The 21,960-nt window shown below is 57.2% G+C and carries 20 protein-coding genes; 17 read left to right on the top strand and 3 right to left on the bottom strand.

What is annotated here, in order from left to right; genetic code table 11:
• Positions 1–202: 202 nt before the first annotated feature.
• A complete protein-coding gene (gene miaA, locus K3J57_RS06890; protein WP_259797639.1) occupies positions 203–1,093 on the bottom strand; it encodes a tRNA (adenosine(37)-N6)-dimethylallyltransferase MiaA in 891 nt (296 codons plus the stop codon).
• 155 nt (positions 1,094–1,248) lie between these two features.
• Between miaA and pyrH the strand changes: the two genes are divergently transcribed.
• The 13 genes from pyrH to lpxB all read left to right on the top strand — a co-directional run bounded on the left by pyrH (position 1,249) and on the right by lpxB (position 13,918).
• Positions 1,249–2,013 carry a UMP kinase gene (gene pyrH, locus K3J57_RS06885; protein WP_173487096.1) on the top strand — a complete coding sequence of 255 codons (765 nt, stop codon included), beginning with the start codon at positions 1,249–1,251 and terminating at the stop codon, positions 2,011–2,013.
• Positions 2,014–2,172: 159 nt separating this feature from the next.
• A complete protein-coding gene (gene frr, locus K3J57_RS06880; RefSeq protein ID WP_259786863.1) occupies positions 2,173–2,736 on the top strand; it encodes a ribosome recycling factor in 564 nt (187 codons plus the stop codon).
• Between the two features lie 67 nt (positions 2,737–2,803).
• Positions 2,804–3,487, top strand: coding sequence for a polyprenyl diphosphate synthase (gene uppS / locus K3J57_RS06875; RefSeq protein WP_259794873.1), 684 nt, complete (start codon positions 2,804–2,806; stop codon positions 3,485–3,487).
• A gap of 72 nt (positions 3,488–3,559) precedes the next feature.
• Positions 3,560–4,366: a phosphatidate cytidylyltransferase gene (locus K3J57_RS06870; protein ID WP_259794646.1), complete on the top strand. Its 807-nt coding sequence runs from the start codon at positions 3,560–3,562 to the stop codon at positions 4,364–4,366.
• Positions 4,367–4,369: 3 nt separating this feature from the next.
• Positions 4,370–5,569, top strand: a complete 1,200-nt coding sequence (gene dxr, locus K3J57_RS06865) for a 1-deoxy-D-xylulose-5-phosphate reductoisomerase (protein ID WP_259797636.1) — start codon at positions 4,370–4,372, stop codon at positions 5,567–5,569.
• A 2-nt stretch (positions 5,570–5,571) separates the two neighbouring features.
• Positions 5,572–6,909, top strand: a complete 1,338-nt coding sequence (gene rseP, locus K3J57_RS06860) for an RIP metalloprotease RseP (RefSeq protein ID WP_259794642.1) — start codon at positions 5,572–5,574, stop codon at positions 6,907–6,909.
• Between the two features lie 142 nt (positions 6,910–7,051).
• The gene (locus tag K3J57_RS06855) at positions 7,052–7,195 is read left to right on the top strand and encodes a hypothetical protein (RefSeq protein ID WP_173487102.1); all 144 of its coding nucleotides are present in this window, start codon (positions 7,052–7,054) and stop codon (positions 7,193–7,195) included.
• A 170-nt stretch (positions 7,196–7,365) separates the two neighbouring features.
• Complete coding sequence (gene bamA / locus K3J57_RS06850) at positions 7,366–9,726, top strand: outer membrane protein assembly factor BamA (RefSeq protein WP_259797635.1); 2,361 nt, start codon at positions 7,366–7,368, stop codon at positions 9,724–9,726.
• Positions 9,727–9,736: 10 nt separating this feature from the next.
• Complete coding sequence (locus K3J57_RS06845) at positions 9,737–10,510, top strand: OmpH/Skp family outer membrane protein (RefSeq protein WP_259797634.1); 774 nt, start codon at positions 9,737–9,739, stop codon at positions 10,508–10,510.
• 154 nt (positions 10,511–10,664) lie between these two features.
• Complete coding sequence (gene fabZ, locus K3J57_RS06840; protein ID WP_375542825.1) at positions 10,665–11,129, top strand: 3-hydroxyacyl-ACP dehydratase FabZ; 465 nt, start codon at positions 10,665–10,667, stop codon at positions 11,127–11,129.
• Between the two features lie 3 nt (positions 11,130–11,132).
• A complete protein-coding gene (gene lpxA / locus K3J57_RS06835) occupies positions 11,133–11,930 on the top strand; it encodes an acyl-ACP--UDP-N-acetylglucosamine O-acyltransferase (protein ID WP_259786853.1) in 798 nt (265 codons plus the stop codon).
• A 3-nt stretch (positions 11,931–11,933) separates the two neighbouring features.
• Entirely contained in the window at positions 11,934–12,767 is an 834-nt protein-coding gene (locus K3J57_RS06830; protein WP_259797629.1) for an LpxI family protein, read from the top strand.
• Positions 12,764–13,918, top strand: coding sequence for a lipid-A-disaccharide synthase (gene lpxB / locus K3J57_RS06825; RefSeq protein ID WP_259797627.1), 1,155 nt, complete (start codon positions 12,764–12,766; stop codon positions 13,916–13,918). Before K3J57_RS06830 ends, lpxB begins: the two co-directional genes overlap by 4 nt.
• Before the next feature lie 19 nt (positions 13,919–13,937).
• On the opposite strand, the gene K3J57_RS06820 is transcribed toward lpxB, so the two are convergent.
• Together K3J57_RS06820 and mnmA are read right to left on the bottom strand one after the other, a co-directional pair.
• Positions 13,938–14,453 (bottom strand): DUF2059 domain-containing protein, encoded by a 516-nt coding sequence (locus K3J57_RS06820; protein WP_259786848.1) that lies wholly within the window; start codon positions 14,451–14,453, stop codon positions 13,938–13,940.
• A 213-nt stretch (positions 14,454–14,666) separates the two neighbouring features.
• Entirely contained in the window at positions 14,667–15,818 is a 1,152-nt protein-coding gene (gene mnmA, locus K3J57_RS06815; protein WP_259794631.1) for a tRNA 2-thiouridine(34) synthase MnmA, read from the bottom strand.
• A 136-nt stretch (positions 15,819–15,954) separates the two neighbouring features.
• Here mnmA and sciP point away from each other — a divergent pair, with 136 nt between their 5' ends.
• The 4 genes from sciP (at position 15,955) to recG (ending at position 21,596) form a co-directional block, all read left to right on the top strand.
• Positions 15,955–16,233: a CtrA inhibitor SciP gene (gene sciP / locus K3J57_RS06810; protein ID WP_173487110.1), complete on the top strand. Its 279-nt coding sequence runs from the start codon at positions 15,955–15,957 to the stop codon at positions 16,231–16,233.
• 98 nt (positions 16,234–16,331) lie between these two features.
• Entirely contained in the window at positions 16,332–17,045 is a 714-nt protein-coding gene (ctrA, locus tag K3J57_RS06805) for a response regulator transcription factor CtrA (protein WP_173487111.1), read from the top strand.
• Between the two features lie 197 nt (positions 17,046–17,242).
• Positions 17,243–19,504, top strand: a complete 2,262-nt coding sequence (gene ligA, locus K3J57_RS06800) for an NAD-dependent DNA ligase LigA (protein WP_259794629.1) — start codon at positions 17,243–17,245, stop codon at positions 19,502–19,504.
• A gap of 1 nt (position 19,505) precedes the next feature.
• The gene (gene recG / locus K3J57_RS06795; protein WP_259794627.1) at positions 19,506–21,596 is read left to right on the top strand and encodes an ATP-dependent DNA helicase RecG; all 2,091 of its coding nucleotides are present in this window, start codon (positions 19,506–19,508) and stop codon (positions 21,594–21,596) included.
• The last annotated feature ends 364 nt before the right edge of the window (positions 21,597–21,960 follow it).

Raw genomic sequence — 21,960 nt, 5'->3', positions numbered from 1 at the left:
CAGCGGTGCATGAAAGCAGGCAGGCTTAAATATTAGGTCAAAAATGCCGTTTTGTCGCTGCAAAATAAGGGGCTGCGGAGATTTTCCACAAGGTTATCCACAAAAAATGTGGACAATTGTGGGTAACTTGGACCGGGTGTTGTCAGATGGTTAACGCAACAGGAGGTTCGATCTGTTCAAGGCGAAGGCGCGCGTGTGGCCATCAGGGCAGGGGAATCGCCTGCCAGTGCTTCATGCGTTTGCGAAACCAGGTGCGTTGGCGTTTGGCATATTGCTGGCTGGCGATGATTGCAGCCTCGCGTGCGTCGTCCAAACTCAGTTCACCCTTGAGATGGGCAATCAGTTCGGGGGCCCCGATGGCCTTGGCATGGGGGGCCTTCGGGTCCCAGTTCTCAAGGTTTGCCCGCGCTTCATCAAGGGCGCCGCCCTCCAGCATCAGGTCAAAGCGATGTTCAATCCGGTTGCGCAGCCAGTCCCGGTCGGCTTGCAGGACAATGGCGGTGCAATCTGCCAGCGCGAGCAGGGGGGGCGGTGTGTCGTCCTGCCACGACGCCAGCCCTCGCCCGGTGCTGCGTTGCACCTCCCAGGCGCGGGCCACGCGGGCCGGGTTGCGCTGGTCAATCCGTGCAAGCGTGTCCGGGTCCAGGGCGCGCAAAAGGGTGTCGATCCCCTGAGTGGCCAGAAGGTGTTCCCCTTCCGCCCGCACCTCTGGCGGAGTCAGAGGGATATCGGCCAGCCCCTCGGTCAGGGCGGACAGGTTCAACCCGGTGCCGCCAACAATAATGGGACGGTCCCGACCTTGCAGGATCTGGGCCACTTCACGCAGCCAATGCCCGACGGAATAGTCCTGATCGCCCGGGATATGCCCATACAGGCGGTGTGGCACCCGGGCTTCTTCTTCCGGCGAAGGGCGGGCGGTGACAATGCGCCAGTTCGAGAACACCTGTAACGCATCTGCATTCACAATCACCCCGCCGCCAGTTTCGGCAATGTCCATCGCAAGGGCGGATTTGCCCGAAGCGGTTGCCCCGGCAATCAGCACCGGACGGTTGGGCGGGAGGGTGCGAATGCCGAAGGGAAGGGGATCTGGCACGGCGAGGCTTTCGACTGTGGGGCTCGGGTTGCGGGTTTCCAGGTGGCGCAGGGACGGCGTTTTTTCGAAAGACGGCCCGTATACGCATTGAAAGTTTCGCCTGTTTGGGCCATTTTGCCGGGCAAGACAATCTTCTTGTTCAGGACCTTCCACCCATGACTGATACCTCTGCTGCCGTATTCTCAGAAGAAAGCGGCGATACCCCCGCGACCACCTATAAGCGCGTGATGCTGAAAATCTCTGGCGAAGCGTTGATGGGGGACCAGGGGTTTGGCCTGCACCCGCCCACCGTCGAACGAATCGCGCGCGAAGTGAAAAGCGTGGCCGAGATGGGGGTTGAGATCTGTATGGTGATCGGGGGCGGGAATATTTTCCGTGGCCTGTCCGGGTCCGCCCAGGGGATGGAGCGCACCACTGCGGATTACATGGGGATGCTGGCCACCGTGATGAACGCGCTGGCGATGCAGTCTGCGCTGGAAGGAATGGGGGTGTTTACCCGGGTCATCTCCGCCATTCGCATGGATGAAGTCTGTGAACCCTATATCCGCCGCCGGGCGGTGCGCCACCTTGAGAAAAAACGGGTATGCATCTTTGCCGCCGGAACCGGGAACCCCTATTTCACAACTGATACGGCCGCCACCTTGCGGGCCAATGAAATGGCCTGTGAAGCCATTTTGATGGGCAAAAACGGTGTGGACGGGGTGTATGACAAGGATCCCAAAGAACACGCAGATGCGGTGCGCTATGACCATGTCAGCTATGATGACGTGCTGGCCAAGCGCCTGCGCGTCATGGATGCTTCTGCCATTGCGCTGGCGCGAGACAACAACCTGCCGCTGGTTGTGTTTGGTCTGGATGAACCGGGTGGGTTCAAAGGCATCCTGTCGGGGCAGGGCACTTACACCAAAGTGGGCGGCTGATCTGGCTGGGGCAACCGACCGGATTGGGCAAGGACCTGCCCATAAGACACAGTTTTTTCCGCTGCAAATGGGCCGCCCTATACAAGGCCCGTGCGGGAGGGCTATAGGTATGAAAAGACGCTCGAAAACAAGAGCAGATGGATAAAGGGGACGCCTGAGATGGCTGACGAAGAATTTGAACTGGATCTGGATGATCTGGAACGCCGTATGGAAGGCGCCATTGGCGCGCTGAAAACTGAGTTTGCATCGCTGCGCACCGGGCGCGCGTCGGCCTCGATGCTGGATCCGATCATGGTGGATGCCTATGGCGCGCGCACTCCGCTGAACCAGATCGGCACCGTGAACGTGCCGGAGCCGCGGATGGTGACGGTGAATATCTGGGACAAATCTTTGGTAGGGAAAGCAGAAAAGGCGATCCGTGAAAGCGGTCTGGGCATCAATCCCCAGCTGAATGGCACGATCATCATGCTGCCGATCCCCGAGCTGAACGAAGAACGTCGCCGCGAACTGACCCGCGTGGCCGCCCAATATGCCGAAAGCGCCCGTGTCGCTGTGCGCAATGTGCGCCAGGACGGGATGCAGCAGCTGAAACGCGCCAAGGATGGGATGAGCGAAGACGATCACAAGATGTGGCATGATGAGGTCCAGGAGCTGACCGACAAACATGTCAAGATGGTCGATAAGGCGCTGGAAACCAAGCAAGAAGAGATCATGCAGGTCTGATTTTAGACCTGTCAGGAGGGGCCGCGTGGGCAAGGATAAGACATCGCCGGAACATGTGGCCATCATCATGGATGGCAACGGCCGCTGGGCGCAAAAACGCGGCCAGCCGCGGCTGTTCGGCCATCGCGCCGGTGCCAAGCGGGTCCGCGAGATTGTGGAAACCTGCCCCGAATTTGGTGTCAAATACCTGACCATCTTTGCCTTTTCGACAGAGAACTGGAAACGCACCCAGTCGGAAGTGTCCGGCTTGATGAGCCTGTTTCGGCGCTACATCAAGAAAGAAGCCCGTGCGCTGCGTGATGAAGGCGTGCGGGTGCGCTTTATCGGCGACCGTGTGCGGCTCGACAAAAAGCTGCAAAAGCTGATGGACGAGCTGGAAGAACTCACCTGCGACAATGATCGTGTGCATTTGACCATTGCGCTGAATTACGGTGGCCGTGACGAAGTGGCCCGCGCCGTGAAACGTCTGGCGCAGGATGCTGCCTTGGGGCGGATCGACGCAGATCAGGTGGATGAACAAACGCTCGCAAAGTATTTGGATACCTGTGTTTTGCCGGATCCTGACCTGGTCATTCGAACCTCTGGTGAGGCGCGAATTTCCAATTTCCTTCTTTGGCAGTCGGCTTATGCGGAATATGAGTTTCTTGATACGCTCTGGCCGGATTTCAATGCCGAACTTTTTGGCCGGATCGTTACGCGCTTTGGCGGACGGGATCGCCGGTTCGGGGGCGTGGATACCGCAGCCGAATAACCGCTAACCGCAGGGCGATCCGGGGATCGGCGCTGCCCAAGGACTGCTGATGATCAGCAGAAAAGGAACCGCATGTCAGATGTGAAAACCGGATCGAAATGGATGGATCTTGGCCCGCGCGCTGGTGCCGGGCTGTTGATGGCGCTGGTGGCCGGGACAGCGATCTGGATGGGAGGCGTTGTTTTCGTCACCCTGATCGCGGTGGTAATTGGCCTGTGCTTTTGGGAACTGATCCGGCTTTTGGACCCGACAAATGCATTGGTGCCAATTGGTGTCGGCGTTCTTGCCGCTTTTGCCGTCGAACTGGCCGGGTTGCGTTTGATGGCGTCCGGTGGCTTTGGCTGGACCTGGCTTGGCCTTCTGGTGGCTCCGATGCTGGGGGCTTATCTGTTGCCGGACCGGCGCAATCTGGCACTGGGATACGGGTTTCTGATCATGCTGGCGGCATTGGGGTTTTTGCAATTGTCCCATGGCAAGCTGGTGATCTGGCTGGTGCTGGTGGTGATCGTGTCTGATATTGCTGGATATTTTGCGGGACGCATCCTTGGCGGGCCGAAATTCTGGCCCCGCGTCAGCCCCAAGAAAACCTGGTCAGGTACGGTGGCCGGATGGATCGGCGCCGCCTTGATCGGGCTTTTCTTTGCCTCCGAGGGGACGACTCTTTACTGGATGATCGGTTCGGTTCTGGCCGCATTTGCCGGGCAGATGGGGGATGTGATTGAGAGCGCGATCAAGCGCCATGTGGGCGTCAAGGACAGCTCCAACCTGATCCCCGGCCATGGTGGTGTGCTGGATCGGTTTGATGCCATGATTGGGGCCGCTGCCCTGATTTACGTTCTGTCGCTGGCCATGGCCGTTCCGGTGTTCGTGGCGGGGTGATCCATGCGCAAAATTTCAATCTTTGGAGCAACCGGTTCCATTGGCCAATCCACCATTGATCTTATTGCGCGTGAGCCAGAGGGGTATGACGTTGTTGCATTGACCGGGGGGCATAATGTGTCCCAACTGGCCCATGACGCGCGGCGTCTGAATGCGGATGTGGCGGTGACAGCCCATGAACGCAACCTGCCTGCCTTGCGTGACGCGCTGGCGGGGTCTGGCGTGGAAGCTGCGGCCGGGGCGGATGCGATTGAAGAGGCGGCCTGTCGTCCGGCGGATTGGGTCATGTCGGCAATTGTCGGGGCCGCAGGGCTTTTGCCCGGGCTGCGTGCGCTGGAAAACAGGGCGACGCTGGCATTGGCCAACAAGGAAAGCCTAGTTACCGCGGGGCCCCTGATCATGGCCACGGCACAGGCGCATCACACGCGGATCCTGCCGGTGGACAGTGAACATTCCGCCGTGTTTCAGGGCCTTGTCGGCGAAGATATGCACGCGGTTGAACGGATCATCATCACGGCCTCCGGCGGTGCATTCCGGGACTGGCCGCTAGAACGGCTTGCCTCTGCTACCTTGGCCGAAGCCTCCTCTCATCCCAATTGGGACATGGGGCAACGGATCACAATCGACAGTGCTTCTATGTTCAATAAGGCACTGGAAGTTATCGAAACAAAAGAGTTTTTTCAGATTGATCCTGAAAAGATCGAGGTGCTGGTGCATCCGCAATCCCTGGTCCACGCGCTGGTGGGGTTCAACGATGGCGCCCTGATGGCCCATCTGGGTGCGCCGGATATGCGTCATGCCATCGGCTACGCGCTGCATTGGCCCGAACGGCGGGATTTGCCGGTGGAAAGACTGGATCTGGCCCGCGTGGCGACACTTGAATTCCGGGCACCAGATGAAGCGCGATATCCGGCCTTGCGTCTGGCGCGCGAAGTGATGGCGGCCGGGGGGCTGACGGGCGCGGTGTTCAATGCGGCGAAGGAAGTGGCACTGGACGGGTTCATCTCGGGCCAGGTCGGTTTCATGGAAATGGCGGGGTTGGTTGAAGAGGCGCTCTCTGACCTTTCTGGCGACAGAACACTGATCGGTGCGGCCATGACCCTTGATAATGTGCAGGCCGCTGACCAGATGTCTCGTATCAGGACGCAGGAGCTGATTGCAGCGCGCGCCTCTCGTCCCGTCACAACCGTGCTGGAAGGATAATCATGGATCTCATTTCACTCCTGCCGGATTTTGGCAATCTGGCCTTCACGGTGCTTGCGTTTGTGGTCGCTTTGACCATCATCGTGGCGGTGCATGAATATGGGCATTACATCGTTGGGCGCTGGTCCGGGATCAAGGCGGATGTGTTTTCCATCGGCATGGGGCCGGTGCTGTATTCGCGCGTGGACAAACATGGCACCAAATGGCAGGTCGCCGCTTATCCCATTGGCGGATATGTCAAATTTGCAGGGGACGCCAATGCGGCCTCCGGCGGTGCCGATGAAGAGGTTCTGGCAGAGCTTTCGCCAGAGGAGCGTCGCCACACCATGCCGGGGGCGCCGCTTTGGGCCCGCACCGCGACGGTTGCGGCCGGGCCGATCTTCAACTTCATCCTGTCGATCTTCCTGTTTGGCGGGATATTGATGTGGGTCGGGGTGGGCACGGACCCGTTGACCGTGGGCAAGGTAAAACCCTTGCCGGGCGTGGAAGATGTCTTGCAGCCGGGCGATGAGGTTCTGTCCATCGCCGGGGCGGAGACGCCAAAACTGTCAGAGTTTTACACCTTCACCACCCAACTTCCCAACACGCCCGTCGTGGAATACCGCCTGAACCGGGATGGCAAGAAAGTTGTGGTCATGGGGCCGCATCCTTTCCCGGCTCTGATCGGCTCGGTGACGCCGAAATCTGCAGCGATTGAGGCCGGTCTGCGTCGCGATGATCTGATCGAGACGGTTGACGGCAATCGGGTGGCAACATTTGAAGGGCTGCGCGATCTGGTGGTGAACGGGGAAGGTGCCCCTATGACCCTAGGTATTTATCGTGACGGAGAGCGCCTTGAGGTGACACTGACACCCCGCCGTCAGGATCTTCCGCTGCCAGAGGGCGGGTTTGAAACCCGCTGGTTGATCGGTGTCTCCGCAGGGCTGATTTTTGAACCGGCCACGCGCACGCCCGGTGTGCTGGAAAGCCTTGAGGGAGGGGTGGATCGGGTGATCTATATTATCCGTTCCAGCCTGTCGGGCCTGTGGCACATGATCTCTGGCAAGATTTCCAGCTGCAACCTGTCCGGCCCGATTGGTATTGCCCAGGTGTCGGGGCAGGCCGCGTCACAGGGGGTATCCAGCTTTATTGCCTTTATCGGGATGCTTTCAACCGCGGTTGGTCTGTTGAACCTGTTCCCGATCCCGGTGTTGGATGGTGGGCATCTGGTCTTTTTTGCTTATGAGGCCGTTACCCGGCGCAAACCCAACGAAAAGGTGATGAATATCCTTCTGATCATTGGTCTGTCGCTTGTTCTGTCGCTGATGGTGTTTGGGGTGACCAACGACCTGTTTTGCTAAGGTGAGGGGGGACGTGTCAGAGGAGTGGGCAGGCGCGGTGCGATTGCCTTGAAAATGCCACATTCTGCCGAAAATTGCGCCACATTCCTGCGGTTAATCTCTTGTTACCGCCCGTAATGGGTGTTTGTTTCAGGAGAGTGAGATGGACCATATTCAAAACGGACTGCACAACGGCTATCGCGGCCTGTCCCTTCTGCTGGGATTGAATTTCGACCGTTTCCTAAGCGCGGGCGCCATCCTTGTCGCCCTGTCCCTTGCGTCGATCATGGTGAACCTGTTCCTGTAGGAACACCCCCCTGAAAGGCGTGCGCCAAACTTTTGCTGCATGGCCACAAGCTGAAACATATATGAGCCCTTCAAAGCGCCCTCTTGCCGGGGCGCTTTTCCGTCTTTGACATGCTCCCGTCGACCCTTTATTCAAAATTGGAAATGGGATGTTTGAGCGGAAGCTAAGTTATGAATAATAAAGGCAGTCTGAAGTGCGAAACTCTGTGCGGCAAAGACAGGATTTCAAGTTTTGCAAAACGCAGTTCAGTTGCGATTTTGTTGGGAATAACAGCAGCTTCCGGTGGGTATGTCACCCCGACCATCGCACAGGCTTATGCTTTCAGCACGGTTGAGATCGAAGGCGCGCAAAGGATCGAGGCCGCAACGATCCTGAACTATCTGGGAATCAACCGTGGTCAGACGGTCTCAGCGGCCGAGGTCAACGACGCCTATCAGCGTCTGATCGGGTCCGGTCTGTTCGAAAAGGTCGAGCTTTTGCCGCAAGGTAGCAAGCTGGTGGTCCGGGTTCAGGAATTTCCCACCGTCAACGTCGTCTCCGTCGAAGGTAACCGCCGCCTGAAAGATGAGGTTTTCGAACCTCTTCTGAAAACAAAACCGCGTTATGTCTATAGCCCGAGCACCGCCGAACAGGATGCTCAGACTATTATTGAAATGTATCGGGCGCAGGGGCGGTTGGCCGCCACTGTCACACCGCGCATCATTCGGCGCGCCAACAATCGCGTGGATGTGGTTTTTGAAGTGACAGAAGGCAAACCGGTTGAGGTGGAACGCCTGTCCTTTGTGGGCAACCGCGTCTTTTCCGATGCGCGTCTGCGCCGCGTTCTGGAAACCAAACAGGCGGGCATTTTCCGTGCCCTGATCCGCGCGGATAGCTATATCCCGGAGCGCATTGAACTCGACAAGCAGGTGCTGACCGATTTCTATCGGTCGCGCGGATATGTCGATTTCAAGGTGCTGAATGCCAGCACCGAATTCGCGCGGGACCGTGACGCGTTCTTCATCACCTTTTCGGTGCAGGAAGGACAGCAGTTCACGATTGGTAACATCACCACGACAACGGACCAGCCTGAGATTGATGCGGACGAGTTTGCCGCCGCCTCCAAGCTGCGCTCGGGGGTGGTCTACTCTCCGCGCCTAATCGAAAACACGATTGCACGGATGGAGCGTCTGGCGCTTCGCAAGGGGCTCAACTTTATTCGCGTTGAACCGATTGTGACCCGAAACGAGCGCGATCTGTCGCTGGATATCGAGTTCAACGTGACGCGCGGCCCGCGGATTGTGGTCGAACGCATTGATATCGAGGGCAACGCAACCACGCTTGACCGGGTGGTGCGCAGCCAGTTCCGTACGGTAGAAGGGGATCCGTTTAACCCGCGCGAAATTCGCGAGGGTGCCGAACGCATTCGTGCACTTGGCTTCTTTACCAAGGCGGATGTGAAGACCCGGCCGGGGTCTTCGCCTGATCGCGTTGTTGTGGATGTGGATGTGGAAGAAGGTCCCACCGGCAGCCTGAGCTTTGGCGGGGCTTACAGTCTGGAAAACGGTTTCGGCCTGAGCCTTGCCTATACGCAGCGCAATTTCCTAGGCCGTGGGCAATTCCTGAAACTTGGCCTGTCGACAGCAAAAAGCACCCGGAGCTTTACCTTCAACTTCTCCGAACCCCGGTTCCTGGGCCGTGATCTGACCTTCGGCATTGACAGTCATTTCACCGAAGACACGACAAATAACTCTGATTTCAACAGCACGGAAATCCTGTTCCGCCCGTCGCTGAGCTTTCCGATCAGTGACAATGGTCGCCTTGGCGTCCGGGCGTTTGTCGAAGGCACCGAAATGTCGGAAGCAAGTTCAACCGGCGACAGTTCTCAGATCATCAAAAACGAAATTGCACGCGGAAATCAGATCGGGTTTGGCGCGGGCCTGACCTATAGTTTTGACAGCCGTCGCACGGGTCTTAATCCCAATGCGGGCGTGCTCTTGCGCGCCAGCGCCGATATTGGCGGTTTGGGGTCAGATTATCAGTATATCAAGGCCGAGGCGCTTGCCCGCGCCCAGACAAAGGTTCTGAATGATCAGGTCACCTTGTCTGCCACTTTGGAAGGTGGGGCCCTTGCCGGTCTGGATAGCGGCGGGGTGTCACGGTTCACGGATCGCTTCCATCTTGGCCCGTCCAAGCTGCGTGGTTTTGCCAGCAACGGATTGGGGCCGCGCGACCTTGGGGCAATCAACAAGGATGCGCTTGGCGGCAATTTCTACGCGGTGGCCCGGCTTGAAGCGGAGTTCCCGATTGGCTTGCCTGAAGAATACGGTATGACAGGCGGCTTGTTCCTGGATGCAGGCACCCTCTGGGGGCTGGATGATAATCTGGGAGGCGCGATCGACGACGATGCCCATCTGCGGTCCTCCATCGGGGCGTCGCTGTTTTGGAAAACACCGATTGGCCCGCTGCGCCTGAACTTCTCGCATGTTCTTGAAAAACAGTCCTATGATGAAGAGAACAATTTCGAGCTTACCATCTCATCCAGTTTCTGATCCGATGGGTATGGGGCGGACACAACCGAGCGAGACCCGGCGCGCGCGTCAAGGTCCCGCTGTGGGGACACCCGCCCGGACACTGGGCACAGCCCTTGGTGTGATGCTGGGGGTTGGCGCTGCGACAGGCCTTGCCGTTGCACAGGACAGCGGCGCGCCTGCTTCCCAACCTGCAACGGCTGCAGCGCCCGCATCGTCTGTTTCGGCGCAGGCCTCTCATATCCTGACGGTTGATCGCGACCGGCTGTTCACGCAGTCGGAATATGGGCGACGTATTTTGCAGGAACTGGAAGCGGAACGCGCCCGCCTGGCTTCTGAGGCGCGCAGGGTGGATGACTCCCTCGCAGCTGAGGAAAAGCGCCTGACCGAGGAACGCGCGCGCCTCAGCCCAGAGGCGTTTCGTGCGCTGGCCGATGCGTTTGACGAAAAGGTCCAGGCCCTGCGGGCACAACGCCCTGAGCAGGAGCGCAGTTTCACCGAGCGGTTCGAGCGTGAGCAACAGGCCTATTTCGACCGGATTGGCCCGATTTTGGGGGCGGTTGTGCGCGAGCGTGGTGGTGTTGTGATCGTGGATCGACGGGCAATCCTGTTGACGACGCAGAATATCGACATCACCGATCAGGCCATCGCACTGATTGACCGGTTGTTGGGCGATGGAACGGGGTCAAAAGGGCCCACCGTCCCATCGCCCCCTGCCACGTCAGAAAGCGAAAACGGGGCAGATACGTCATCCCCCCTGGAATCCCCTCCGGAGGCTGACCCTGACGCAGGCGATGGCAATTGAGGCGGTCCCGGCTGTCGCTTTGCGCAATTGGTGTGATCTCGCTTCGGATTGGCGTTGTTTCACCGTCGCTGGCTTGGTAATCACAATATGAAAACAAACACTTTGGTTCCGGGCCGGATTGTGCCTGTCGGGACCAGTTGAAAAGGACATGACCATGGTTGATGTGCCCGCCACTGCTGATATTCAATTGATCCAAGAGTGCATTCCGCACCGCTATCCGTTCCTGCTGGTGGATCGGGTCGAAGATATCCGCAAGGGTGAGTTTGCCCGCGGGATCAAGATGGTCACCATGAACGAGCCGCATTTTCAGGGCCATTTTCCGGGCCTGCCGATCATGCCTGGCGTGACGATCATCGAAGCCATGGCACAAACATCAGCGGTGATGGTGTCCCTGTCGCTTGATCTGGTGGGGACCGGCGCCGTGGTTTATTTCATGGGGATCGACAGTGCCAAATTCCGCCGCAAGGTGGTGCCGGGGGATGTTCTGATCTTGGATGTGACCACTGTGCGCGGTGGCGCCAAGGTCTGGAAATTTGACGGGGTCGCGAAAGTTGGCGATGAGATCGCCTGTCAGGCCACCTTCATGGCAATGATTGACGTGACTGGCGGAAAGGGCTGATCCATGGCGATTGACCCCTCCGCTCAGGTTCATGGCAGCGCGATCGTCGAGGATGGCGCGGTCATCGGGCCGGATTGCCAGATTGGGCCGTTCTGCCATATCGGCCCGCAGGTCAAACTTGCCCAGGGTGTTGTCCTGAAATCCCATATTGTTGTGACCGGGGACACGGAAATTGGCGATGAAACGGTCGTTTTTCCTTTTTCGGTGATTGGTGAGATCCCACAGGACCTGAAATTCTCGGGCGAAGACACAAAGCTGATAATCGGCAAACGCAACCGGATCCGCGAACATGTGACCATGAACACTGGCACCGCAGGGGGTGGTTTTGTGACCCGGGTGGGGGATGACGGGCTCTTTATGGCAGGATGCCACGTCGCCCATGATGCCCAGATTGGCAATAACGTGATCCTTGTGAACAATGTGGCCGTGGCGGGCCATGTGGTGATCGAAGATGACGTGATCGTTGGGGGATTGTCCGGTTTGCACCAATGGGTGCGGATTGGTCGGGGCGCCATTATCGGGGCCTTGTCGATGGTGACCGCTGATGTCCTGCCTCATGCGCTGGTGCAGGGGCCGCGTGGCGAATTGGATGGGCTCAACCTTGTGGGACTGAAACGTCGGGGGGTGGCACGAACCGATATCACGGCATTGCGCGCGGCGTTCCTGTCGCTCAAACAAGGCGAAGGCAGCTTTCAAGACCGCGCCCGACGCCTTGATGAAGAAACGGATAGCGCCTTCGTGCGCGAAATGACCCGCTTTATTCTGGGCGAAAGCGATCGCGGCTTTCTGACCCCGAAATAAACCGTGCTGGCCGATCGTGAAACACCCGGTCGCCTTGCGATCATCGCCGGGGCAGGAGATCTGCCCCGCACCCTTCATGCGGCCAACCCACAAGCCCTGTTCGTGTCCTTGAAGGGGATTGATGTGACCCCTCCTGATGGGGGGGACCTGGCTGAAGCGTCTTATGAAAAACTGGGGGCCTTGTTCAGGCTTCTGCACCGGGCAGGGGTAAAGCGTGTCTGCTTTGCGGGCCATGTGTCACGCCCGAAACTCAACCCGCTGCGCATGGACATGACCACGCTGGCCCTGTTTCCGCGTCTGAAAGCGGTGCTGGGCAAAGGGGATGACACCGTGTTGCGGTTGGTGGCAGACGTCTTTGAAGAGCAGGGGTTTGAGGTTGTATCCGCCTCAGATGTTTCCTCATCCCTGACCGGGCAGGCCCAGAATGCCGGGCGCGAGATGAGCGCACAGGACCGCGCGGATGCGGTCCGAGCCTTTGCAATCCTGCGCGCACTGGATCCGCTGGATGTGGCCCAATGTGCCGTTGTGGCGGGGGGGCAATGCCTGGGGATTGAAAGCATTCAGGGCACGGATGCGCTGTTGTCATACGTGGCGCAGACACCGGAAAAACTAAAACTCGGCGCAGCGGGGGTCTTTGTCAAACGGCCCAAAACCGGGCAGGACAGCCGCATGGATACACCCACAATTGGCCCCGAAACCGTGCGCAATGTGGCGCGGGCCGGGCTTGGCGGCATTGTGATCCCGGCCGGGCAGGTGCTGGTTCTGGATCAGCCGGAAGTGATCCGTCTGGTTGAGGAGCTTGACCTGTTTCTGGAGATGCGGAAAGGGGAGGCATGAAGGTCTTTCTGATAGCGGGGGAACCGTCTGGTGATCGCCTCGGGGCGGCACTTATGGCAGGTCTGAAAACCCTGTCCCCTGAGGTGTCGTTTTCCGGTGTCGGTGGCATCGCCATGCAGGGGGAGGGGATGGTGTCGCAATTCGAGATGAGCGAATTGTCGGTCATGGGCATTTCCGAGGTTCTGCCCAAATATTTCCACCTGAAACGGCGCATTCGCGAAGTGGCGGCTGAGGTGCTGCGGCTCCGCCCCGATGTTCTGATCACCATCGACAGCCCGGATTTCTGTCTGCGTGTCGCCAAGATCGTCAAAAGCGAAGGCGGGGCCGAGATCCCGATCGTGCATTATGTGGCCCCGTCGGTCTGGGCCTGGCGGCCAAAACGGGCGGTAAAGATGGCGCGTCATGTGGACCATGTTCTGGCGCTGCTGCCGTTTGAGCCGAAATATATGCATGAGGCCGGCATGGGATGCGACTTTGTTGGCCATCCGGTTGTGGCCGAGCCACAGGCCACAGCCCATCAGGCGCAGGCTTTTCGGGATATTCACGATGTGGGCGACGGCCCGTTGCTGCTGGCATTGCCCGGATCCCGCAAAGGTGAGATTGCCCGGGGGGCAGAGCGTTTCGGGCAGGTCTTCGGAGAATTGGCGAAATCCCATCCGGGATTGAAAGTCGTCTTGCCAATGGCACAGGGCGTGGTTGATCTGGTGCGGGCAGAAACGGCAAAATGGCCGGTGCAGCCCATTCTGATTGCTCCCGAAGATCAGGATGCCAAGCGGGCTGCGTTTCGCGCGGCTGATCTGGCCCTGGCCACCTCTGGCACGGTTTCACTGGAACTTGCAGCCGCCGGCACACCGATGGTGATTGCCTATGAGATGAGCTGGCTCAGCCGGTTGGTGATTGGCAATCTGCTGCTGATCGACACGGTCACGCTGGTCAATCTGGTGTCCGAGACGCGTGCGGTGCCTGAATTTCTGGCCGAACATTGTCAGGTGGAAAATATCGTTCCCGCGCTTGAGGAGGTGCTGACCCATCGCCAGTCGCAGGATTATGCCATGGACCTGACGATGGAGCGCCTGGGAAAAGGGGGCGAAGCACCCGGGCTGCGCGCTGCGCGTGCGGTTCTGGGCATGGTGGAACAGGGCAGGGGATAACCCCGCCCTGCCAATCAGGTTACTGCGGCTGGGCACCTTCGTTTTCGACACCTTCCACCAAAATCTCCTGAACACGCGGAATGATCATGGGCATTTTTTCCTGCACCATCTTCATGATCTGCGGCGTCTGAACTTCTGCAAGCTGTGGCAGTTTGGACATGGCAGAGCGGCCAAGGTCGGTTGCATAGAAATCCCGAAGTGCCTTGATTTCCTCAAAGGTAAACACATCCGCCATGACCTGAGCTTGCGCGCGCATGATCTCATACATGGGCTCGGTCATTTCATCTTGGTAAATCCGGTCGATTTTTGCGATCTGCCCCTCATCAAGCGGGATGCCCTTGGATTGGATATCTGCCACCAGAGGTTTCCACATGGTCTGGATCATCGCGGACATGTCGATATCCTGCAGCGTGGCTTCGATATAGCCAGCAGCCAGGGCAACTTTCTGGGTGTGGGTCTCTCCTTCGGCATGTGCCGGGGCCAGTGCCACAAAGGTGGTGAGCGTAAGGGCAAGGGCGGTTGTGGTCAGGCGCATGAAAATTCCTTTCAGGTTTGTTTGGCGGATCTTCCCCTCCTGCAAAGGAAAGGACAACGACATTGATCAAGTCATTTGGGGAAAATTGCTTTTGGGAGCTTAATCCATTTCGGGTTTGACCTGAAACAGGGGGACATCAGACCGCAAGCAGAGATGTCGGATAGGGGGGCGTTTCGGGAAAGGGAGATATGTTAACCCTCCCCCGAAAAGCAGTTAACCGCGCCAGATCCATCCGCCGCCGAAAATGCGGGGGCTGTCCGTGTCGTAAAACACACAGGCCTGCCCGGGGCTGACCCCTTCTTCCGGTGTAAGAAGCTCAACCTCGGCTTCTGTTTCGGAAATCGGGCGGAGGATTGCCTCGCGCGGGGGGCGGGTTGAGCGGATCTTGACCCCCATATGCCATTCCTGCCGACTGGTGAACGGTTCATCGCCCAGCCAGTTGATTTCGCGCACCGGGACAATCCGCGTGGCCAACAGGTCTTTTGGACCAACCACAACCTGCTTGGCCTCCACATCCAGCCTGACCACATAAAGCGGTTCGGACAAGCCGCCGATGCCCAGCCCGCGACGCTGGCCGATTGTATAGTGAATCACCCCGTGATGGTCGCCCAGAACCCGGCCATCCGCATGAACAATCTGGCCCGGTTCTGCGGCACCGGGGCGGAGTTTCTCGATCACCCCGGCATAGTTTCCTTCCGGCACAAAGCAGATGTCCTGACTGTCGGGTTTGTCAGCCACTTCCAGCCCATATTTACGTGCAAGCGCCCGGGTTTCTTCTTTTGTTTTCAAATGCCCAAGAGGGAAGCGCAAATAGTCGAGCTGCTCTTGGGTGGTGGAAAACAGGAAATAGCTCTGATCGCGGTTGGGATCGGCTGCCGAATGCAGTTCGGGGCCACGTGGCCCCATTTTTCGCTGAATGTAATGCCCGGTTGCCATGCAATCAGCCCCCAGGTCACGCGCCGTTTCCAGAAGGTCCTTGAATTTCACACGTTCATTGCAGCGAATGCATGGCACCGGGGTGGCGCCGGCCAGATAGCTGTCGGCGAACTCTTCGATCACGGCATCCTGAAAGATGTTTTCATAATCCAGCACGTAATGAGGGAAGCCCATACTTTCCGCCACATGGCGTGCGTCGTGAATGTCGATCCCGGCACAGCAGGCGCCTTTTTTCGCCAGCGCCGCGCCATGGTCGTAAAGCTGAAGCGTGACGCCTACGACGTCATAGCCTTCATCCGCGAGCTGGGCCGCGACAACCGAACTGTCCACGCCACCAGACATGGCCACAACCACACGGGTTTCTGCCGGGGGTTTGGCAAATCCCAGCGAGTTAACAGTGGCAGCCTTAACCAACGTGTCAGAAGTCATAACAGGTCCTTTCCAGAAGACCGCCAAAATATAGGAAAATTCGAAGGAACAACAAGAGGGGGCTTCACCACTCTTTAAACCTGTCAGGGCAAACTGCCCAGATATGTAGCCAATGGGAGCGAAAAAGGGAGCAATCATGTATCTCAAGAAAGTTGAGGGACCCCGATCTGTCACTTTGCCAGACGGAACCATCATGTCTCGGGCGGACCTGCCGTCTGCCAAAACGCGTCGCTGGGTGGCGAGTCGTAAGTCTGCGGTGGTCAAAGGTATCGCCTATGGGTTGATCGGAGAGGATGAAGCCATGAAGCTGTATGGCCTGTCAAAAGAGGAGCTTCAGGAGTGGCAGACCGCTCTAAAATCCCATGGAGAAGCAGCTTTACGGGTCACTGCATTGCAAAAATATAGACAACCCTGAGGAGAATTCGCTAAAAGTTCTTTTAGGGTAACGGGTGGTTAACCATTTCAGGCGATGTTGTTTGCAATCGGAAGTAATATCTAGCGGAGAACCCCGATATGCGTATTTTGCTGGTGGAAGATGACCCAACCACGTCTCGTAGCATTGAATTGATGCTGACCCATGCAAATCTGAATGTCTACTCGACCGATATGGGCGAAGAGGGCATCGATCTTGCAAAACTCTACGACTATGATCTCATTCTTCTGGATTTGGGATTGCCCGATATGAACGGACATGAGGTGCTGCGCCAGCTGCGCATGTCACGAATCGAAACGCCGATTCTGATCCTCTCCGGGGCCGATGATACCGAAAATAAGATTAAAGGTTTTGGTTTCGGCGCGGATGACTACATGACCAAACCGTTCCACCGGGAAGAACTGGTTGCACGCATTCATGCGATTATTCGTCGGTCAAAGGGCCACTCCCAGTCGGTTATCAAAACAGGCAAGATTGCAGTCAATCTCGACGCAAAAACCGTGGAAGTGGATGGGCGGACTGTTCATCTGACCGGGAAAGAATACCAGATGTTGGAACTTCTGTCGCTGCGCAAGGGCACGACGCTGACAAAAGAGATGTTCCTCAACCATCTTTATGGCGGCATGGATGAGCCGGAATTGAAAATCATTGATGTCTTCATCTGCAAACTTCGCAAGAAACTCGCCAATGCGACCGATGGCGACAACTATATCGAAACTGTCTGGGGACGTGGCTATGTTCTGCGCGATCCCGAGCCCGCAGAATTCGATGCGCAGATCGCCATGGGAGCGTAACGTCAAAGCTCTCTATACTTGGCCTGTTTCCGCAATCTCAGGTTTCCGATTGCCCGGTGGTGTTTTGCCACCGGGTTTTTCAGTTTCTATGTGACCAAGTTTTCTGGTCTGCGCGTATGTGCTTGCCGGAAGAAGCTGGACCTTGGTTGTCGCTCCGTTTTAAGTGAGAGAAATTAAGACCAACTCGGAGCTGAACCATGACGCCAGACCTGTCCAAAATTTCTGTCCAGGATCTGGAACAAGATCAAGCTAAGCAGGAACTGAAACGGCTTGCTGATCTGCTCAATCGTGCGAACATCAAATACCACACGGAAGATGCCCCAGAAATTTCCGATGCGGAGTATGATGCTGCCAAGACGCGAAATAGAGCGATTGAAACCCGATTTCCCAGTTTAAAACGCACTGACAGTCCAAGTGAAAAGGTGGGGGCTCAGCCAGCAGCCGGGTTTTCAAAGATCCGCCATGTGCAGCGTATGATGTCGTTGGGAAATGCCTTCACCGATGAGGATGTAAGGGAGTTTGATGACAGAATCCGGTCGTTTCTTGGTCTGCAGAACCATGCGGATCTGAGTTACACGGCCGAACCCAAAATTGACGGTTTGTCGCTGTCGTTGCGCTACGAAAATGGGGAACTCATTTATGCCGCGACCCGTGGCGATGGAGAAATTGGCGAAAACGTCACCGCCAATGCCAAGACCATTCCCGATATTCCACATGCCTTGGTCGGTGCACCGGATATCCTGGAGGTTCGCGGCGAGGTCTACATGTCACATGCAGATTTCGAAGCCCTGAATGCGCGGCAGAGCGCGCTTGGTGAAAAAGTGTTTGCCAACCCGCGCAATGCCGCGGCAGGTTCATTGCGCCAGATTGATGAAACCGTTACCCGGTCACGACCGTTGCGTTTCTTTGCCTATGCCTGGGGAGAGTGTTCTTCGCCCTTGGCGCAGACACAAAGTGACGCAATCCAACGCTTGTCAGAACTTGGATTTCAGACCAATCCGCTGACCAAGATCTGTAGCTCTGTTGCAGAACTGTTAAGCCATTATCAATTGATCGAAGCGCAACGTGCCACGCTTGCCTATGATATCGACGGGGTGGTCTACAAAGTGGACGACCTCGGATATCAGACCCGCCTGGGGTATCGGTCCACAACGCCGCGATGGGCAATTGCGCATAAGTTTCCCGCAGAAAAAGCGTGGACGCGATTGGAAAATATCGACATTCAGGTTGGGCGAACTGGTGCGCTGAGCCCGGTTGCCCGACTGGCCCCTGTGACCGTGGGGGGCGTGGTGGTTTCCAACGCAACATTGCACAATGAAGACTACATAAATGGCAAAGATAATAACGGGGCTGAAATCCGAGGCGGGAAGGACATTCGCATAGGGGACTGGGTTCAAGTGTATCGGGCGGGGGATGTGATCCCGAAAGTGTCTGATATTGACCTGAATAAACGCCCAGAGGGAGCAACGCCCTACGTCTTTCCCGAAACCTGCCCGCAATGCGGTTCTCCTGCCGTCCGGGAAGAGGGTGATGCCGTGCGCCGCTGTACAGGGGGGATTATTTGTCCGGCGCAAGCTATTGAAAAATTGAAACACTTTGTCTCTCGCGGTGCGTTTGACATTGATGGTTTGGGGGCGAAGCAAATTGAAATGTTCTACGCGGATGATGCACTGCCAATCACGCGGCCTGACCACATCTTCACCTTGCAAACCCGTGATGCGGGCAGCCTTTCAAAACTGAAAAACCGGGAGGGCTGGGGAGAGGTCTCAGCAAACAATCTCTTTGCCGCTATTGAGGCCAAACGCTCTATCCCACTGGCCAAATTGATCTTCGGGTTGGGGATCCGCCATGTAGGCGAGGTCGCTGCACGCGATCTGGCCATACACTTCCGGAGTTGGCAGGCCCTTTCCGAAACGGTTGATATGGCCCGCCCGGCAGCACAGGCATATCGGGCTGCAGATCTGGCCGAAGAAGACGAAAGGCGTCAGGCCAGCCAACAGAATCGCCGGGCCAGAATCAAGGCGGCGCGCGACGCGGCTGTTGCGGGCTGTAACGTCCCGTCAGATTCTGTGACCGCCTGGAATGAATTGACCGGCATTGATGGAATCGGCGCCACTGTCGGCCTGTCTTTGTCCGATGCGTTTGCCAACTCGGCAGAACGAGAGGTTTTCGAAGCGTTGGTTGGGCATTTGTCCATTTTGCCCCCCGAATTGCCCCAGTCTGAAAGCCCTGTTGCCGGGAAAACCGTGGTATTTACAGGCACATTAGAAAAAATGACCCGTGCCGAAGCCAAGTCACGTGCCGAAGGATTGGGGGCAAAGGTCTCCGGTTCGGTATCCGGAAAAACCGATATTCTGGTCGCCGGTCCCGGTGCCGGGTCCAAGGCGCGAAAAGCCGCTGAGTTGGGGGTCGAAATACTGGATGAGGATGCGTGGCTGGCGTTGATTGAGGGAAAATGACATGACTGCACGCCCGGAAATCCTGTTTCCCCTGTTTTCTGAATTGGAAAGCCTGGGGGGAGTCGGTGCAAAAACCGCAAAAGCTCTTGGCGTGTTGAAAATTGATGCCCCGCGCGACTTATTGTTTTCGTTGCCTTACTCAGGTGTGGATCGCAAGTTTCGCGCCTCGGTTGCCGAGGTTGAGCCGGGAGCGGTGGCCACAATTGAAATTGAGGTGGTGGCGCATCGTCCGGGGCGCAGCAGACAGGCCCCATATCGGGTTGAGGTGCGTGATGCCCTAACCAGTTTCACATTGGTTTTTTTCCATGCAAATGGGGATTGGCTGAACAAACAGCTGCCAGTTGGTGAGAAACGGGTGGTTTCCGGCAAAGTCGAGGCCTTTGACGGACAGTTGCAGATTGCGCATCCGGATTTCATCGTGACACCAGCGGAAGTTGGTAAGATTCCCGATTTTGAACCGGTCTACCGGCTGACATCCGGGGTGACATCCAAACTTATGTTGCGGGCGGTTGGAGAAGTCTTGTCGCGTATGCCAGTCCTCAAGGAATGGATTGATCCGGGGTTGAAGGCGAAGGAACATTGGCCTGACTGGCAAGATGCGTTGCGGCAAGCTCATGCCCCAAGCGGGCCAGATGATCTGTCCCCCCTGTCTGCTGCAAGGCGCCGTCTGGCTTATGACGAACTGTTTGCACATCAGTTAACGCTTGCGCTGGCCCGGTCCAAGGTGCGGCGGGGTGTGGGGCAGGTCAGCCTTTCAACCGGTAAGCTGCAAAACAGGGTTCTTGAACATCTTCCATATGAACCAACCAAAGCCCAAATTCGGGCGGTGAAGGAAATCGCGGAGGACATGGCATCGGGCAACCGGATGAATCGTCTGTTGCAGGGGGATGTCGGGGCAGGGAAAACTCTGGTGGCGGTTTTGGCGTTGCTGATTGCGGTCGAAGCCGGCGGGCAGGGTGTCATGATGGCCCCGACAGAAATTCTGGCACGCCAACATCTGCAGGGGATCCGTCCATTGGCGGAGCACGCAGGTGTGGTTGTCGAGATCCTGACCGGGCGCGACAAAGGAAGCGAACGGCGTGCAAAACTTGACGCCTTGGCGCGTGGAGACATTCATATTCTGGTTGGCACGCACGCGGTGTTTCAGGAGGATGTCAAATTTTATGATCTGAGGCTTTCTGTTGTGGATGAGCAGCACCGGTTCGGCGTTGCGCAGCGTATGCAGCTCGGGGAAAAAGGAATCGCGGCTGACGTGTTGGTGATGACGGCCACGCCTATCCCCAGAAGCCTGGCATTGGCCCAATATGGCGATATGGATGTGTCGGTTCTGGATGAGAAACCACCGGGTCGCAAACCGATCAAGACAGTGTTGGTTCCGTCCGGCCGTCTGGAAGAGGTGGTGGCCCGACTGCGATCTGCGATCGAGACCGGCTCTCAGGCATACTGGGTCTGCCCTCTGGTGGATGAAAGCGAAGTCATGAACCTGACGGCAGCTGAAGAAAGGTTCAAGCATCTGCGCGCAGCATTGGGGGAAGGCAATGTCGGCTTGGTGCATGGGCAAATGGCAGGGAACGAGAAAGATCAGGCCATGTCCCGGTTCCAACGCGGTGAGACGAAGGTGCTTGTGGCAACAACTGTGATCGAGGTGGGGGTCGATGTTCCCAATGCGACGATCATGGTGATTGAAGGGGCGGAGCATTTTGGCCTTGCCCAGTTGCACCAGTTACGCGGTCGGGTCGGGCGCGGGCAGGCTGCTTCGACCTGTCTGATGTTGTATCAGCCACCGCTGACCGCGGGAGGCGAAAAGCGTTTGGCGACGATGCGAGATACTGAGGACGGATTTGTGATCGCAGAAGCGGACCTGGAGATGCGGGGGGCAGGGGATCTGATCGGGACAGCCCAATCTGGACTTCCTCAGTTCTGGGTTGCCGATCTGGAGCATCAGTCTGGACTTATGGCGGTGGCGCAAAAAGATGCGCGGCTTTTGCTGGCAAATGACCCCGGTTTGGAAACGGAACGTGGCCATGCGGCGCGCGTTCTTCTGTGGTTGATGCGCCAAGATCAGGCAATTCGTTTGATTTCAGTGGGTTAGTGATTTCTTCGCCAAAAGTTCACAAATGTTCTTAAAAAGTTCTTTACATGAAGGGTATGATATGAGAACAAAATAGCAACAAAGGTTAATATCACATGATGAGAGCAGGAGGAGCAGCTATGATGAAACAGGTTATGGAAGTATTGTCCCGGTCATCCGCAACGATTTTGCAGGATCTGATGGGGTGTGTTTCTCTTGTCATCATCCTTTTTGCGTCTCTCCATCTGCCTGGACTGGTGTGATATTTCCATTGTCTGCCTTGCGGATCACCCGGTACAGCATCCTGTCCCAATCCGATGCTGAGACGGTTCACTGCCCGTCACCTGTCCCAAACCGGAGTGTTTGCCTCTATCCCACTCCACGA

The organism is Aliiroseovarius crassostreae, assembly GCF_025137635.1.
In the GTDB taxonomy this organism is placed as follows: domain Bacteria; phylum Pseudomonadota; class Alphaproteobacteria; order Rhodobacterales; family Rhodobacteraceae; genus Aliiroseovarius; species Aliiroseovarius crassostreae.
This window is presented reverse-complemented; position numbering and strand designations above follow the sequence as displayed.